The 16,357-nt window shown below is 48.5% G+C and carries 14 protein-coding genes; all 14 read left to right on the top strand.

What is annotated here, in order from left to right; all coding sequences use genetic code 11:
* The first annotated feature begins 31 nt into the window (after positions 1-31).
* The gene (locus CLOSYM_RS05825; RefSeq protein ID WP_003501231.1) at positions 32-733 is read left to right on the top strand and encodes an RraA family protein; all 702 of its coding nucleotides are present in this window, start codon (positions 32-34) and stop codon (positions 731-733) included.
* Positions 734-747: 14 nt separating this feature from the next.
* On the top strand, positions 748-1,626 hold the full coding sequence (locus CLOSYM_RS05830) for a DUF1932 domain-containing protein (protein ID WP_003501233.1): 879 nt from the start codon (positions 748-750) through the stop codon (positions 1,624-1,626).
* A 304-nt stretch (positions 1,627-1,930) separates the two neighbouring features.
* Positions 1,931-2,293, top strand: coding sequence for an Hpt domain-containing protein (locus CLOSYM_RS05840; protein WP_003501249.1), 363 nt, complete (start codon positions 1,931-1,933; stop codon positions 2,291-2,293).
* Position 2,294: 1 nt separating this feature from the next.
* Positions 2,295-6,233 (top strand): hybrid sensor histidine kinase/response regulator, encoded by a 3,939-nt coding sequence (locus CLOSYM_RS05845; RefSeq protein ID WP_021641349.1) that lies wholly within the window; start codon positions 2,295-2,297, stop codon positions 6,231-6,233.
* A gap of 246 nt (positions 6,234-6,479) precedes the next feature.
* Entirely contained in the window at positions 6,480-7,202 is a 723-nt protein-coding gene (locus CLOSYM_RS05850) for a polyphosphate polymerase domain-containing protein (RefSeq protein ID WP_044902173.1), read from the top strand.
* Positions 7,203-7,220: 18 nt separating this feature from the next.
* Positions 7,221-7,889, top strand: a complete 669-nt coding sequence (locus CLOSYM_RS05855; RefSeq protein WP_021641352.1) for a DUF4956 domain-containing protein — start codon at positions 7,221-7,223, stop codon at positions 7,887-7,889.
* 11 nt (positions 7,890-7,900) lie between these two features.
* The gene (locus CLOSYM_RS05860) at positions 7,901-8,860 is read left to right on the top strand and encodes a ComEC/Rec2 family competence protein (RefSeq protein ID WP_021641353.1); all 960 of its coding nucleotides are present in this window, start codon (positions 7,901-7,903) and stop codon (positions 8,858-8,860) included.
* A 14-nt stretch (positions 8,861-8,874) separates the two neighbouring features.
* Positions 8,875-9,540 (top strand): DUF4956 domain-containing protein, encoded by a 666-nt coding sequence (locus tag CLOSYM_RS05865; RefSeq protein WP_021641354.1) that lies wholly within the window; start codon positions 8,875-8,877, stop codon positions 9,538-9,540.
* Between the two features lie 243 nt (positions 9,541-9,783).
* Positions 9,784-10,479, top strand: a complete 696-nt coding sequence (locus CLOSYM_RS05870; protein WP_021641356.1) for a sigma factor — start codon at positions 9,784-9,786, stop codon at positions 10,477-10,479.
* Positions 10,480-10,492: 13 nt separating this feature from the next.
* The gene (locus CLOSYM_RS05875; protein ID WP_169728234.1) at positions 10,493-11,671 is read left to right on the top strand and encodes an anti-sigma factor domain-containing protein; all 1,179 of its coding nucleotides are present in this window, start codon (positions 10,493-10,495) and stop codon (positions 11,669-11,671) included.
* Between the two features lie 364 nt (positions 11,672-12,035).
* Positions 12,036-12,455 carry a potassium channel family protein gene (locus tag CLOSYM_RS05880; RefSeq protein ID WP_003501276.1) on the top strand — a complete coding sequence of 140 codons (420 nt, stop codon included), beginning with the start codon at positions 12,036-12,038 and terminating at the stop codon, positions 12,453-12,455.
* 32 nt (positions 12,456-12,487) lie between these two features.
* Positions 12,488-13,156 (top strand): potassium channel family protein, encoded by a 669-nt coding sequence (locus CLOSYM_RS05885; RefSeq protein WP_003501278.1) that lies wholly within the window; start codon positions 12,488-12,490, stop codon positions 13,154-13,156.
* Complete coding sequence (locus tag CLOSYM_RS05890; protein WP_021641359.1) at positions 13,156-14,649, top strand: TrkH family potassium uptake protein; 1,494 nt, start codon at positions 13,156-13,158, stop codon at positions 14,647-14,649. The genes CLOSYM_RS05885 and CLOSYM_RS05890 overlap by 1 nt, the downstream gene beginning before the upstream one ends.
* Before the next feature lie 4 nt (positions 14,650-14,653).
* Complete coding sequence (locus CLOSYM_RS05895) at positions 14,654-16,150, top strand: DUF4118 domain-containing protein (RefSeq protein ID WP_021641360.1); 1,497 nt, start codon at positions 14,654-14,656, stop codon at positions 16,148-16,150.
* Positions 16,151-16,357 lie beyond the last annotated feature (207 nt).

Consider the following 16,357-nt stretch of genomic DNA (forward strand, 5'->3'; position numbering starts at 1 on the left):
TTAACTGAAAAAGAAAGGTATGGTGGACAGTATGGCAGTTGGTAAGAGAATTTATTTGAAAAGGAAAATGCCGGATCACGAGGTGATGATGCAGTTTAAGGAGATTCCGGCTTCAAATGTGGCGGATGTAATGGAACGAAGCTGCGCGATGAACCCAAGAATCCGTCTGGTGAGCAGTCCGAAGGCGCAGATGATGGTCGGGCCGGCATTGACGATAAAAGCAAGAAGCGGAGATAATTTAGCGCTTCACGCTGCGATTGATATGGCCCAGGAAGGCGACGTACTGGTAGTTTCCAATGAGGGCGATAACACCAGGGCACTGATGGGAGAGATTATGATGGCCCTTCTCTACCATACGAAGAAGGCGGCAGGAATTATTCTGGACGGTCCGATCCGCGATATTGATGAGATCGGAAAATGGGATTTTCCTGTGTACGCTACGGGAACTACACCGGGCGGCCCATACAAAGAGGGACCGGGTGAGGTGAATGTGCCGATTTCCTGTGGTGAGATCAGCGTGAACCCGGGAGACATTATCCTGGCGGATCCGGACGGAATCATCGTAATTCCCAGAAAAGACGCGCCTCAGATTCTGGAGGATGCGAAAAAATTCCAGGCTGCGGACGAGACAAAGCTGGCTGCTGCAAAGAACGGTACATCCAAGCGTGAATGGGTGAAAAAATCTCTGGAAGCAAAAGGATTTGAATTTATCGATGACGCATACGAAGCATAAAGGAGAGTATTGAAATGAAGATAGGTTTTATCGGTTTCGGCGAAGCTGCATATAATATTTCCCTTGGACTGAAAGGGGAAGGCGTAACAGGAATTATTGCATACGATAAGATGGCCGGGGATCCTGTGATGGGACCGATGGTGGCAGGCCGCGCCGCGGAGGCGGAGGCAGCCCTTCTTGATACGGCGAAGGAAGTCGCTGAGCAGGCGGACGTAATTTTTGGGGCTGTACCTTCCTCTTTTGCCCTCGATGTCTGTGATGAGATTAAAGATGTGCTTTGCGAGGGGAAAATCTACGCCGACGTCAGCGCGTCGACACCTGCGGTGAAAGAAAAAATCTGGGAGGCCGTCAGGGATACGGGAGTCAAATTCGTTGATGCCGCGATGTTAGGTTCCCTTCCAAAAGACAAACACCAGGTTCCGATTACCGCCAGCGGAAACGGAGCCGATACACTGAAAGAAATGATGACGCCTTACGGCATGAAGATTACAACGGCCGGGGAAAAGGCAGGCGCGGCCTCGGCAATCAAGCTGGTGAGAAGTATTTATATGAAGGGAATTGCCTCCCTGATGATCGAGATGCTACAGGCGGCCGATGCCTATGACGTATCAGAGGAAGTCGTTTCTTCCATTGCGAAGTCCATGGATAACATCCCCTTTACCTCCCACCTCGACAGGCTCGTTACCGGAACGGCAATCCACTGCCACCGCCGGGCGGCTGAGCTGAAAGGCTCCATCGCCATGCTGGAGGAATGCGGCTTCAGCTCCGTCATGACGAAAGCGGCCAAGGAGAGAATGGAAGATATGGAACAGTTTGACTTTGCGGCACGCTATGTGGAGAAAAAGCCGGACGGATGGAACGAGATTATCCAGGTTATGAAGGAAGAAAAATAACACGGGGCGGCAGGCGTTCTGCCGTTCTGCCATGGCCAATCATTCCAGATGGCAAAGAAAAACGAAATAGAAGGCCTGATATCTGCCCCCACCAGATATCAGGCCTTCTATTTCGTTATGGCTCTTTTGTCTGTTATGATCAGTATCACCGGTCAGGCTTATCTACAGGTATCAGTTTTCCACCCCCCGGCTGCTTCTAATAAGCGCATATTTGTCTTGTTAATAAGCCTAAAAAAGTGTAAAATAAAGATAGTTACAGCAGGATTACAAAATACATAAGAGGGCTGCTGCCGAGGGGGATGATATGGCTGATACGTTAAAAAAAGTACTGACTGAATATGGTGTGGATATGAAAAAGACAATGGAAAGATTTGTGGGGGATGAGGATTTATATGCAGAATGTCTCACAAAATTTCTTTCTGACAGCAGCTGGCCTCTTTTAAAAAATGCATATGAACATAAGGAATACAAAGAAATGTTTGAATACGCCCACACGTTAAAGGGCGTCACAGGAAATTTGGGACTTACACCGCTGTATAATGCCGTCAGCGATATGGTAGGGGCATTAAGATTTGAACAGTATGAAAAAGTGGACGGACTCTATGAACTGGTGGAGGCGGAATTAAGTCGGCTTCTGAGGGTCCTGGGACAGTCAGGAGAAGAATGATATGACGGGGAATTTGAATGCTGCGCTGGTGCTTGTCAATAAATTGAACGAAGCATATTTTCTGCACAGGAATCTGGAAATCATACTGTCCTGTTTTTCTGCGGATGCCCATGTGGTAGGAGTCAGTACAGGCGAGGTTTCAAACGGACTGGAGCAGATACGTACGGCAGTGTCCAAAGGGCTGGCAACTGTGCCCTTTGTATCAGGAAGAGAGACAGAGGTCCTTATGCTGCGGGAACGGCGTAAGGACCTGGTTGAAGTTTCCGTGAAATATACGTTGCTGTCACAGCAGGGAGAGCCGGTTTTAGCTCCATTTATTGTTACGGCAAACTGTGAGGAGGAGAGTCATGGATGGAAAATCACATTGATTCATTCTTCCATGCCGGGGGATTATGTTGAGGCATTTTTCCTGGAAACGAAGCTGCAGAACGTAATTGATGCCATCCCCGGCGGGGTCGCGGTTTACAGGGTTTCAGATGTATTTGATATGCAGTATTTTTCCAAAGGAGTTCCGGAACTAACCGGTTATACGCCGGAGGAGTACAGACGGGTGATAAAGGACGAGCCTTCAGCAATGCCTTCCTCGGAAGACACACAGACGGCAATGCGGAAACTGCGTTATGCTGCGGAACATAATGCTTCCGCTGATTTCGAATTCCGTATGTACCACAGGAATGGGGATACGGTATGGGTCCGCATACAGGCAAAGGTCATAGGCTATGAGGATGGATACCCATTGCTGCACTGCGTGTACCATAACATAACTGCCCGTAAAAAAGCAGAGCTTGAACTGCTGAAGGCCCGGCAGGAGAATGACCGTCTCTTGGCGGAATATTCCGATTCGGTAAATAATTCCCCCGGCGGCCTGGTGACCATTGAGATTACCGGCGCGGGAATGCCCTATCCCATTTTTGTCAGCCAGGGATTTTTGAACATAACCAGGATGACCAGGGAACAGTTTTATCAGGTATATGTGGACAGCGCCTTTGACGGCCTCCATCCGGATGACATCCAACGTGTGATTGCCGCCTACCGTAAACTTCAAAAGCCCGGTGACCAGGTGGACGATACCTTCCGGCTTGTCTGCGGGGACGGGACCTATGTGTGGGTGCAGGCGAGGGCAACCCTGACTGAAAGGGAAGGCCGGAGAATTATATACATCGGTTATCTGGATGCCACTGACCGCATTGAGGCACAGAAGAAGCAGTACCTGCAGCAGCAGGCGCTGGAACAGGCCATAGACCACTCCAACCTTATGTTCTGGGAATATGACTGCGGCAGCCATACGGCTTATTCGGGACAAAAGGTACAGAGCCTTTTCGGCCTGGGGAAAATAGTGGATAATTTCCCGGAAACCTGGCTGAGGATGGGATATATTCATGAGGAGGATCAGAAGACCTACCGGAAGGCTTTTGCGGATATTGACAATGGCTCCCTCCAGGAGGAATTCAGCGCCAGGGCAAAGATTCCCGGCTCAGACAGATGGATATGGATGAATTTCCGCTGCAATGTTATCTGTGATGACACCGGCAGGGCGATCCGGACAATCTGCACGGCTGAGAATATTGACAGATATAAGGAGCTGGAACAGACGTTTTTTGAAGTCATGCGGCAGAACGGCGTGACCTCATGGAAATATGATATGGAACGGCAGGCTGTCCTTGAGGGGAATAAGGTGGTCAGCGCTTACGGCCTGCATGCGCATCATATACAGGAAGGGCTGATAGAGGGAAAGCTGTTCCATCCGGAGGATGCCCCAAAAGCCCGGCTGCTGCTTCAGCATATAAGGGAAGGGGAACGGGAGGTTTCGGGAATATTCCGGGTATTTGATAAAAAAGCCGGGGAATATTCCTGGATCAGGCTGTCCTATACCGTATTGGTGGACGCTGACGGTATACGCAGGACAGCGTTGGGAAGCGCCATGGATATCAGCCGTGAAATACAGCACAGGCAAAAATTCGAAGAAATGCTTCTGCTGCACAAAAATAAGAAGAACCTGGACACTCTTCTCACCGGATACTGCAGCCTGAAAGAAAATATCATAAAGGGGCTGAACGATTTCTCGGGCCAGGATTTTGGACAACGCTACGGCTCTGTACGAGATGAATTTTTCACACGGTTTGCTGACGCTATTGTGGATGAAAAGGAACGGAGCCAATTTTTGGATACATATCTGGCGAAACCGCTGCTGGCTGATTTTGCAAAAGGAATCAGTAACCATAACAATATCTACTACTGCAAATTCAGGGATGAGGACGAAGGGCTTTATGTACAGGTAAATGTGGATACAATGCTGGCTCCCGACAAAAACGATGTAATAGGCTTTTTGACCGTGAGTGACATGTCCCAGCAGGTGATTGCCGAGAAAATCATAAACCGGGTTGTGGAACAGGAATTTGATTTTATTGCGTTGATTGACATAGCAAGCGGGAATATTGACAGGATCATTGACCGCATGGGGGAATATGATCATCCTGCCAGGGGAGAGAACTACGATATGCGGGTTGGAAACGGGCTGCTTACCTATGTGGTGGAGGAAGAGCGGGAAGCATGTTCCAATACCAACACGATACAGGGGATATTAAAAGGCCTGGGAGAAGCGGGCAATGATTATCAGACCGCATACTCTATCGTCAATCCGAAAACCGGGAAACGGGAACGGAAGCTGTGGACATTCTCCTATTTTGACGATACAAAGAAGAAAGTGATACTTACAAGGACTGATATGACCGCCACATATTTAAAGGAACAGGTACAGCAAAGGAATCTGTCGGAAGCCCTGGAATTTGCAAAAGCTGCCAATAAAGCGAAAAGCGATTTCCTGGCGGCCATGAGCCACGATATCAGAACGCCGATGAACGCAATCATAGGCATGACGGAGCTTGCCCTTTCCGATCTCTCGGACCGGGAGCAGATCCATGAAAGTTTCACGACAATTAAATCCTCTTCAGCGCACTTGATTTCCATAATTAATGATATTCTGGACATAAGCCGTATTGAGTCAGGCAAAGCGGAAATGCTGCAGGAACAGTTCAGCAGCCGTGAGGAGCATCAGAAGATTATAAAACGAATTGCCCCGCTGGCCGAGGCTAAAGGGCTAGTCTTCACACATTCTCTGGATATACGGCATGACTGCTGTATCGGAGATGTGGCAAGGCTTAACAGGGTCGTGGATAACCTTTTGAGCAACGCCATTAAATTCACGCCGGAGGGCGGCAGGGTAGATTATTCTTTCGCGGAACTGCCTTGCTGCAGGCCTGATCACATATTGTGCAGGATAACCGTAACCGACACCGGAATCGGCATGGATGAGCATACAAGGGCATGCCTGTTTGAACCGTTTTTCCGGCACCTGGACTCTGCGGCAGGCAATGTGGAGGGAACAGGCCTGGGAATGTCAATTGTCAAAAGCACAGTGGAATTAAGCGGCGGCAGCATTGAAGTGGAAAGCGAACCGGGCAGGGGCAGTAAATTTATCGTGAAAATACCAATCCGTCTGGCAGGTGAGCAGGAGGTTCCCAAAAAAGAGCCGCCGAAACCGGAGATACAGAATCTTTCCGGCATCACGATTCTTTTAGTTGAGGACCATCCCATTAACCAGAAGGTCGCAAAGAAGATGCTGGAAAAAGCCGGCGCCAGAGTTGTCGTGGCAGAGAATGGAAAGATAGGCTGGGAAGTCTTTGCAGAGAGCAGCGAGAATGAATATGATGTCATTTTGATGGATATTCAGATGCCGGTAATGGACGGTTACGAAGCCGCAAAGGCGATACGGGAGAGCAGGCATCCTCAGGCAAAGACGATTCCAATCATAGCCATGACGGCCAACGCCTTTGTGCAGGATGTTAAGAAGTCCCTGGATATCAGTATGGACGCCCATCTGTCTAAGCCGATTGAGCCGCAGAAATTATTTGAGACCTTATTCCGGTATGTTTCAAAATAGTATAGCCGGAGAAATTCTCTTATGACGAACAAATCAACAGACATGACAGGGTAAAAAGAGATAGGACACCCATGAAAGGCAGAGGAATTCATCCTCTGCCTTTCATGCTGCCGGAACCGGGTCACTGTCAATCTTATCATGTAAAGTTTAATTCTTTCAATATTTTTCATATTTTCTCAGAAATGGTCCCCAAATCCAGCCCCACCCTTGTATTATATAGTGACCAAAAAAGGGAGGGATAATGAAATGGCTTTATCACAAAAAGAAAACGCCGTTCTGGCAGTTTCCAGAAGGGAAGTTAAATATTTATTGAATCTGTCGGACCGGCTCTATTTAATAAACGCCCTCGACCGGCTTCTGATTCCCGATGCCTACGGAGGCTATAACGGATATACGGTGCGCAGCGTGTATTTCGACAGTATCATAAATGAGGATTATATGGATAAACAATGTCACAAGGACGAAAAGAAACGCATCCGGCTGAGAGTTTACCACCCGAACGATACAAAGGCAAAATTTGAGCTGAAGCGGAAGAGCTTTGGCCGGGAACTTAAGGAAAGTGTCGTGGTCACAAGAGAGGACGCCATACGGATTCTGCAGTGCAACTACAGCGTGCTTCTCAACTACAGCCATCCCACGGCCCGTTACGCTTATGAGCTTATGACACATTCGCTGTACCGCCCGGTTTCCCTGGTAGAGTATGACAGGAGGGCCTATACCCACCCGGATTTCAACACAAGGGTGACGCTTGATAATAATATGCGCTACTGCGGATTCTGCCACGACCTGTTTTCCCACCGGCTGAATTTCAAGGCCGCCATGCCAAAGGATGACACCATCCTGGAAATCAAATACGATCGATACCTGTTCCGGCAGATTCAGCAGGCGCTGTCCAACTGTGACCTTACGAGAAAGCCGCCCAGCAAATTCGGAACATCGCGTGAAATATTAAAAAGCTATTATAATTAATAGAGAGGAGATTATGAAATGAGTAAATTATCAGCAATATTTTTAGAACAAAACCTGGCTGAGCCGTATATTCTGACACCTATGCACCTGCTGGTCAGCCTTATATTTACCATGTGCCTTGGAGGGGGCATGTTCATCACTTACCGGATGTGCCACGATTCTCTTACTTACAACAAACAGTTTAATGTGATGCTCCTTATGCTCTCTTTTATTTCCACCCTGCTTCTGGCGCTGATTCAGAATAATCCTCTGCTGTCCCTGGGCATCCTTGGCTCTCTTTCCATCTGCCGGGTGCGCGCCAATACCAGGGATCCCAGAGATTTGGGCTTTGTGTTCTGGGCTTTGGCCATCGGGATTTCATCGGCCATCGGCGCATTTGCCGCAGGGATTATGGCAACCCTGCTTCTGGCCGTGATTATGCTTGCGTTCAGCCTAAATATTAAAAGTAAAAATGCTCTTACCGTTGTGGTGAGGGGAGATAAATGCCAGATTGCCAATGTGGAACGGATTATGGGCCAGGCCCGCGGCAGCGCCGTGCAGTGCAAAAATATATTCGCCAATACCTTTGAACTGGTATATGAAATGAAGCTGGGACAGAAGGATGAGGAATCCATACTCACCCTTTTGAGTACCATGGACGGGATACACGGCGTCAATGTCCTGGCCCCTGAGACGAAGGTGGCATAGGGGGAGCGTAAATGATAAGAAAAAAACATTTTATAATTTTGGCAATGATCCTGGCAACGGTTATTCTGGGAGGCTGCGCGCCTAAATCAACGGGTGATCCCTCTGGCGGTAATGCCGTTTCACAATCAGATGAACGCCTGCGGGTATCCTTTATCAACATCGGTAAAGGAGATGCCCTGCTGATTGAAACACCGGAGCACGGATTTTACTTAAGCGATACAGGGAAAGCCGGGGATTTCCCGCAGATTGCAAGAGTTCTGCGGGTCAAGGGAATCGCAGGTCTGGATGGAATTTTCCTGTCTCATGGGCATAAGGACCACGCCGGCGGCCTGGAGGCTCTGATGAGAGAATTTCCCACCCGCGCACTTTACCTGTCCGCCCTTGACACCGTATCCTACCGTGATATCGATGCCGTGGAAACAGCCGGGGAGCTTGGGGTTCCGGTTGTAAAGCTAAAGGGAGGCGAGCAGCTTAGCCTGGGGAGCGCCCTGCTGGATATATGGGTGCCCGGCAAGGCGGATTTAAAAAACGGAAACAATAATTCCGTGGTTATGCGCCTTTCCTGGAAGAACACGGCCTACCTCTTTACTGGTGACATGGAAAAGAGTGAGGAAGCAGAATTTCTGCATTCCGATATGAAAAAACGCGCGGATGTCCTGAAACTGGGACATCACGGAGAAACGGATGCCACTTCGGTCGCTCTGCTTGAGAAGGTCAAACCAAAATTCGGCCTGATTTGCGGCAATATGGAGGAAAATCCGGATTCATGCACACCCGAAATGGCCGCCCGCTTAAAGAGCTTCAAGGTAACTGCCTTTTATTCCGAGGGACCGCAATTGGCTGTGGATTTTGTTTCCGACGGCTCTGCGGTATGGCCGGAGACTGTCATGGATCAGGAAATGCCCGGGGTGTCCGCGCTGTCTCTGAAGGAGGTTAGCGGCTTTAATTTATCAGATAAAAAATTAGATTAGGGGGAGTAAAAACTATGAACGAACAATTTCAAGAGAATATGGATCAGCTTCTGTGTTTAATCACATCAAAACCGGATACAAAGGCCATTATGGGCAGCCTTTTATGGGCAGCGCTTTTAGCGGCGCTGATGTGGGGAACATACCGGCTTGCCAACAAAGGAAAAGGTTACAGGCCCCAGTTCGGCGTCACCCTCATAAGCCTGGCGCTGATCTCCACGGTACTGATGGATTTGATTCAGTCCAATCTTGCACTGTCTCTGGGAATGCTGGGTTCCCTGTCCATTGTGCGCTTTAGGACTAATATCAGGGATCCGCGGGACATTGGATTTATTTTCTGGAGCATGGCAATCGGAATTGCCGCGGCTACCGGCAGTTATTTCATCGGAGGCACAGGCAGCCTCTTCCTTGCAGGAATCATGCTGGGCACCAGAAAATCGGCTGTAAACGATCAGCCCATGCTTCTGGTGGTGCGGGGGAGCAGCACAGATATTGACGAGATTCAGGATGTAGTGAACCAGCTGGCCGGAACCAGTGCGGTGAAAGCAAAGAACATCCTAACTGATTCCTTTGAGCTGGTCTATGAGGTCAGCATTGCCCGGACAGAAGAAAACCGGATGATTGACAGGCTTTTCGGGCTGGAGGGAATCGACAGCGTCAACCTTCTGGCCTGTAATGCTTAGCCGGCGTAGCCGGCGTTACTGTTCACAGATTGTATTCCGCGAGGTGTTTTCGTGCGCATTTTGCACGAAAATCCCGAGTTTCACGGCGCGAAACGGCGCTTTTGCAGTTTCTGTACATCGCGAAGCGTGTTATTGTTTACAGCATGCCGCTTTTTGGCATGGTGTGAACAGTAACTAACCGGCGGCCGGTGAGGCCTATGGCCATTTTATAGATTGTAAGTACCGGGGACTTTTGATATAATTTTGATAAAGGTAACTGGGGAGGTGCTGAATAATTTGTCGGGGGAGAAGATTGAAAAAGAAAATTTAGAGGGGCTTATAAAAGAGCATATGCCATTTCTCATTCGGACGGTCAGCGAATTTACCGGGAGATATGTTTCCACCGAAAATGATGATGAATTCAGCGTTGCTCTGGCCGCGTTTGCGGAAGCGGTGGAAAAATACGAGCCTGAGCGGGGGGGATTCCTCGGATTTACCAGGCTGGTTATTGACAGCAGGCTAAAAAACTTTGTACGGAAGGAAAAAGGACGTCTTAAGACAATATCCTTAGAGGAGATGCGGGAAGCCGGGCTGGAGCCATCCTGTGAGGACCCGGCTGAGAAAAACGGACTGAGGGAGGAAATCCTGCAATACCGGGAGGAATTGCTGCTGTTCGGACTGACCCTTGAACACCTTGCGGACGCGGCGCCAAAGCATAAGGATACACGGATTGCAGCCATGGATGTGGCGAAGACAGCCAGCCAGGATCAGCACACGGTGGAACTGACATACCGTAAAAGAAAGCTGCCCGTGCGGGAGGTGGCCCGCATCGCAAGGGTGACGGAAAAAATCGTAAAGGGAAGTAAGATTTTCATTTTGGCCACAATGATCATCTTTGTCAGGCAATTTCCGGAGCTGCTTGACTGGATTCAGGGAGTGAGGTGCGTCCGCCATGTATGACAAAGGGATAATTTTGGATATAAAGGACAAATACTGCCTCGCAATGACAGAAAAAGGCGCCGTGATCCGGATTCATAAGAAACAGGGAATGCGTGTGGGCGACCAAATATATATTTTGCCGGAGGATCTATACCAGGAGGAGAAGACAACCAGGACGGTTCCGTTTCCCATAGCAAGAATGAGACGTTCCTTTGTGAAAGCGGCTGCCTGTGCTGCAGCGGCCTTCCTGCTGATATTTGTCTCCGTATTTATGGGGCAGGAAAAAGCCTACGCTATGGTATCGGCAGTAGGAACCGGTGATGTGGAGCTTGAACTGGATAAAGAGTACCGTATTATCCGAGTGAAGTCTTATGGAGCATCACAGGATGAAAATCAGCTCAATGGCCTGGTGGGAAAGAGGCTGGAGGAAGCGCAGCCGCTCCTTGGCAGCATGGCAGGATCGGAAGGGGTTATCGTGGGATATGCCCTGATAAAGCAGGGGAATCCTGACGAGGAGGCGGCTCTGGCCAGTCACCTGGAATTTGTATTTTCCGGCGAGGCTGCGGTATACCTGAAGGGCGATGCACGCGATGTTAAGAATGCAAAGGCAAAAACGGTCAGCCTTGGTATCTATATGGCTCAAAAAGCGGCGGAAAATGGCAATCGTGAGCCGATGGATCTATTGGAATATCATCAGAAATTCCAGGAACAGAAGACTCATGGCGATAGACCTGACAGCGGTGATGCAGACGATGATGACATGAAAACGGATGTTACTGACAGCGGTGATGCAGACGATGACGACATGAAAGCGGATGCTTCTGACAGTGATGATGCAGACGATGACGACATGAAAGCGGATGTTCCTGACAGCGATGAGAAGGACGATGATGACCGGGACAGCGATGATGCCAGAAAGGACGGCCCGGACGGAGGCGATAAAAAAACGGACGCAGGTGATAAGGCAAAGCCCGTCCACATTCAGCCAGTCCGAATACCAGAGGATAATAAGCCGGAATCTGCCGGCGGGACGGATGAGGAGCAGAAAGAAGAAGCTGACACAGACGATAGCAAAGTCAGGAGCGACAGTGGAAGCAGCGGCAGCAATGATGAGGAGGATAATAGCAAAGACGATAAGGACAGTAATGAGGACGACGAAGATGGCGGAAGTGAGAATAGCGATGATGACGGCGACAGTGAAGAGGAAGATTAACGATTTGAAGAGATTTGAAGGGGCAATGAAGGAATCTGCATGGAAAGAGTGACAGCTTCCGGTTTATAGGAGAAGCTTCCCCGATTTGATACGTTGTACAGATATGTCAGGAGCAACCGGAGTGCCGGCTGCTCCTTTTTTTGAAGACAGTGACCTATGTGCGTATGGGCTGACCGCAAACCTGTGGATTTGAATAAAGAGATAAAGAACGTATTAAGATTTCAGCCACGGCATTAAGACGATAGTAAATTCCTGCCGGGATGATTGATATTCACGATTTCTGAGATTATAATTTGGAAAAGACTTTGTGAAAATGGAAATATAAAACAGCGTTCAGCAGTTGAAATGTAAGGCGGGATCTTATATGTGGAATAGAAGAAAAACTGTAATTATTGCGGGGTGCAGCCGGTTTGGCGCAAGTCTGGCCGGAGAGGTGTCTGAGCATGGCAATAATGTAATTGTAGTGGAAAAAGACGGAGGCGCTTTCCGTAAGCTGCCGGCAAATTTCAGCGGTTTTCAGATTGTAGGCAATGTACTCGATCCGGATGTTCTGGAAGAGGCCGGTATCTGGAAGGCGTCTGTCGTCGTTGCAGCAACGAACGATGACAATGTCAATTGTATGCTGGCCCAGATGGCACGCCGGATTTATGATGTTGAAGAGGTGTTTGTCCGTCTCAACGATACCGATAAGGAGCATCTGATTGGCGGGCTGAATATCCGGGCGATCTATCCGGCCCGTTTGTCTGTCGAGAAGTTTTGGGAATTGAGTTCTACGGTTCTATAACGATAAGGATCATCAGATGGGAGATGGTATAGATGAAGATTGTAATAGCGGGCGGCAAAGCGAAAGCAGATTATCTGATACGCCTTTTGAACGGGAAAGGGCATCAGCTCATAGTGATCAACGACGATTTGGAATTTTGTACCTATTTAAGCCAGGCTCATCAGATTCCGGTGGTGCATGGCGATCCGTGCAAGCTATATGTATTAGATGAAGCAAATATTGAAGACGGGGATGTAATTATTGCGTTGAAAGCTGCAGATGCGGATAATCTGGCAATTTGCCAGACGGCCAAGAGACTTTACCGCGTTAAGAAAACGGTTGCCGTTGTCGGCAATCCGAAAAGTGTCGATATCTTTAAAAAACTTGGAATTAATACGGCTATCAGCGCCACTTACATGGTTGCCGGCTTTATTGAGCAGATGTCGGTGGTGGAAAATTTAGTTAATTGTCTGCCGTTAGACCAGGGGAATCTCGTAATTAATGAATTGATGATTGGAAAAAACAGTCCTGTTGCAGGGAAAAAACTGTATGAAATCGAGCTGGGGGATGGCGTGATTATCTGCTGTATTGTCAGAAGCTCGCAGATCATCGTTCCCAAGGGACAGACCGCCATACAGGTTAATGATAAAATACTGGTGCTGTCGACTCCGGAAACTCAGAATGAGGCAATCCTGCAAATTATGGGAAGGGAGCCTTTATAATGGATGAGAACAGGAACGAGGTAGGCGGCGGGCAGTTGATTGCAGGGTATCTCGGAATCATACTGATGCTGATCGGCGGAATCATACTTCTTCCCATCATGCTGCTTGCGGTTTATCCGGAGGAATCTGTGTATGCCAGCTGCTTTACGATACCGGGCGTTACGGCAATACTGGCAGGTTATGTTATGTCTCTGTTTATCCGCGGCCGTGATAAGCGGAGGCTTATTGGACATCAGGATGCGCTGATCGTAGTGTTTTCCTGGCTGCTGGCAATTCTTTTTTGTTCTGTTCCCTTTATGCTGACGGGAAAGTATAATTTTACGCAGTCTGTTTTTGAGTGTACGAGCGGATGGAGCACTACGGGGCTTTCCGTGGTCAATGTCGAGGACTGTCCGAAAATTTTTCTGCTGTTCCGCAGCGTAATGCTCTTTTTTGGCGGAGTGGGTCTGGTTCTTGTGATGATTTCGGTTCTGTCGGACCGGCACGGAATGAGGCTCTATTGTGCGGAAGGACATACGGACCGGCTTGTGCCGAACCTGGTAAAGTCGGCAAGGATGATAATCGTTATCTATACGGGATATATTATTTCCGGAACCTTACTTTACATATATTTTGGAATGAACTGGTTTGACGCGCTGAATCACTCCATTGCGGCCTTATCCACCGGAGGCTTTTCTACAAAAGCCGAAAGCATCGGCTATTATGGGAGCTTTGGAATTGAAGCAGTAACAATCGTGCTGATGCTGCTCGGAAGCACCAATTTTTTAGCGCATCTTTATCTGATCCGGGGTGGGGGAAAGAATTTTTTCAGATACTGTGAAGTAAAGTTTCAACTCATTCTTTGTGCCCTTGCCGCCCCTGTACTATCGGCCTTTTTGATTTATGGAGGGCTGGAGGGCCATGTGGGACAGGGCTTTCGGGACGGTCTGTTCCAGGTTGTGACGGCATTGACAACGACCGGGTTCCAGACAGTGCCCTCATTTGCCGTCTGGAGCAGTCCTCTTATCCTGGTGATGACACTGCTGATGCTGATTGGCGGAGGCACGGGCTCTACGGCGGGGGGGATCAAACAAATCCGTGTCTGTATAATGCTGAAAAGCCTCTGCTGGAGTATCCGATCTAAGATCAGCCAGAAACGGCTGATTCATGCAGACGGAATCTACAGAATCAGCGGATATGAATATTTGAAGGCAGAGGAACGGCTGGAAGCTTCCGATTTTATTTTGTTATATTTGGGAGTATTTGCGGCCGGAACTTTTATACTCTGCGCCTGTGGGTTCGGAATCGGGGATTCCATGTTCGAATTCGCCTCAGCCCTTGGAACGGTGGGGTTGTCGGTGGGGATTACCGGTTATGACGCAAGTCCGGTGGTGCTTTGGACTGAGACGGTTGGAATGTTAGCCGGGCGCCTTGAAATTTATGTGATATTTGTTGCGGCTGTCCAGTTCGGACGGGAAATAAAGGACGGTTATAAAAAGACTGAAGGGAGATAGGAAGATGGCATCTGAGCAGAGGGGAGAAACGGACTCTCTACCGAAAAAAATAGTAAAAATGACAGTCATATACATCCTGGCAACACTGCTGGCACTGGGACTGTGGACGATACGTGTAAGAGCTGAAAACATTATTATGGTTTACCTGATAAGCGTAATCATTCTGATGATAGAGATACACCAGTTTCTGTGGGGAGGCATCTATACCGTAATCTGCATCCTCTCTTTTAACTTTTTCTTCACTGCGCCGCGCTATACGCTGCGGGTCAATGATCCGAATTATATTGTGACGATGGTAATTTTCCTGATAGTCTCGGTGATAACCGGACTATTGGTTTCCAAGCTGAGGGAGCAGGTTGAAGTGTCGCAGCGCAATGAGAACCGGATGAAGGCATTGTTCGAAATCAGCTGCGGTTATTTGAAACTGTCGGGTCTTGATAATATTGTGTATTACGTTCTCAAGAGCCTGTTCCAGGCGGCTGGCGAACGGTGTGTCGTATACCTTGCCAAAAGTCCCGGTGAACTGGGAAAGCCATATTTTATCAAGAGCCATTTTGATGAAAATATGGTGGATAATAATACGCCTGCGGTCTGGTGCTTTATTAACAATACGGTATGCGGAGCCGGAACAGGTTTTTTCTCCGATTCCAGATGGGTCTATATGCCGGTAAAGAACAGGGAATCCTGTATCGGAGTAATCGGGATTTATACGGACGGAAAAGAAGTTGACAGCAATCATATGGTTTTTGTCAATACGGTTATGTCTGAAATGGTCATGGCGGTTGAAAAAGAGAATATCGAGCTGGAACGGTCAAGAGTGGAACTGGAAGGACAGAGGGAAAAATTTCTCGATGCATTAAATCATTCCCTGCAATGTAATTTCATCCGGCCTTTTACTTCGAATATGGAGGAATTTAAAAATGTGATTGCCGGATGCCGGGAGGAAGACAGGCAGAGGAATCGTCTCTCAGAGCTGTATCTGAGATTCAGAACTCTCTATAACCGGACAGTAAATACAATCCAAATGTATAACATCGAATTTGGGGAAGTATATGCCGAAAGGGAGAAAACAGATTTTCAGAAGCTTGTGGATGAAGCGCTGGCCTGCTATGAAGAATGTGCCGGGGAGAGAATTGTCTGGCTGAGAAGGCCGGATGGAGAATTGCCTGTCAGGGTGGATGCCGGGCAGATGAAACAGGTAATTTCAAATATTCTAAATAATGCGCTTGTTTATACCCCTGAAAACACGAAAATTTACATAAGCCTGACGAAAGATCAGGGGAAGGGAAAGCTTGAAATATCCGACAGCGGAAGCGGGATTACACCGCAGTTATTGCAAAAAAGCATGAGTGACGAAGAAAAACAGGAGAATATACTCGGCTGCGGACTGATTGCGGCAAGTGAAATCGTGGAAGCAAACGGAGGAAGAATGATAATCCGAAGCAGTCAGTATGGAGGCACCCTGTTCATGATTTTATTAGAGGAGGCAGAACCTGATTAAGAAGGGGGCTGCCCCCTTTTTTTGTTGATGGCGGTGACGTGGAACAATATGCTCCGCGGAGTATCGCTCTGCGCCGGCAGGGAATTATGCCGCCGAAGCGCCCCGCCGCAGGCGGAGAATCACGCTCGCGGGCTTCTTTCTCTTTCTTTATGGAAACTTTAGCAGGGCAGCCTTCTGCTAACACGTTTTTTATAGTATGAATGCTAC

Origin of the sequence: [Clostridium] symbiosum ATCC 14940, assembly GCF_000466485.1 — a bacterium.
GTDB classification, from domain to species: domain Bacteria; phylum Bacillota; class Clostridia; order Lachnospirales; family Lachnospiraceae; genus Otoolea; species Otoolea symbiosa.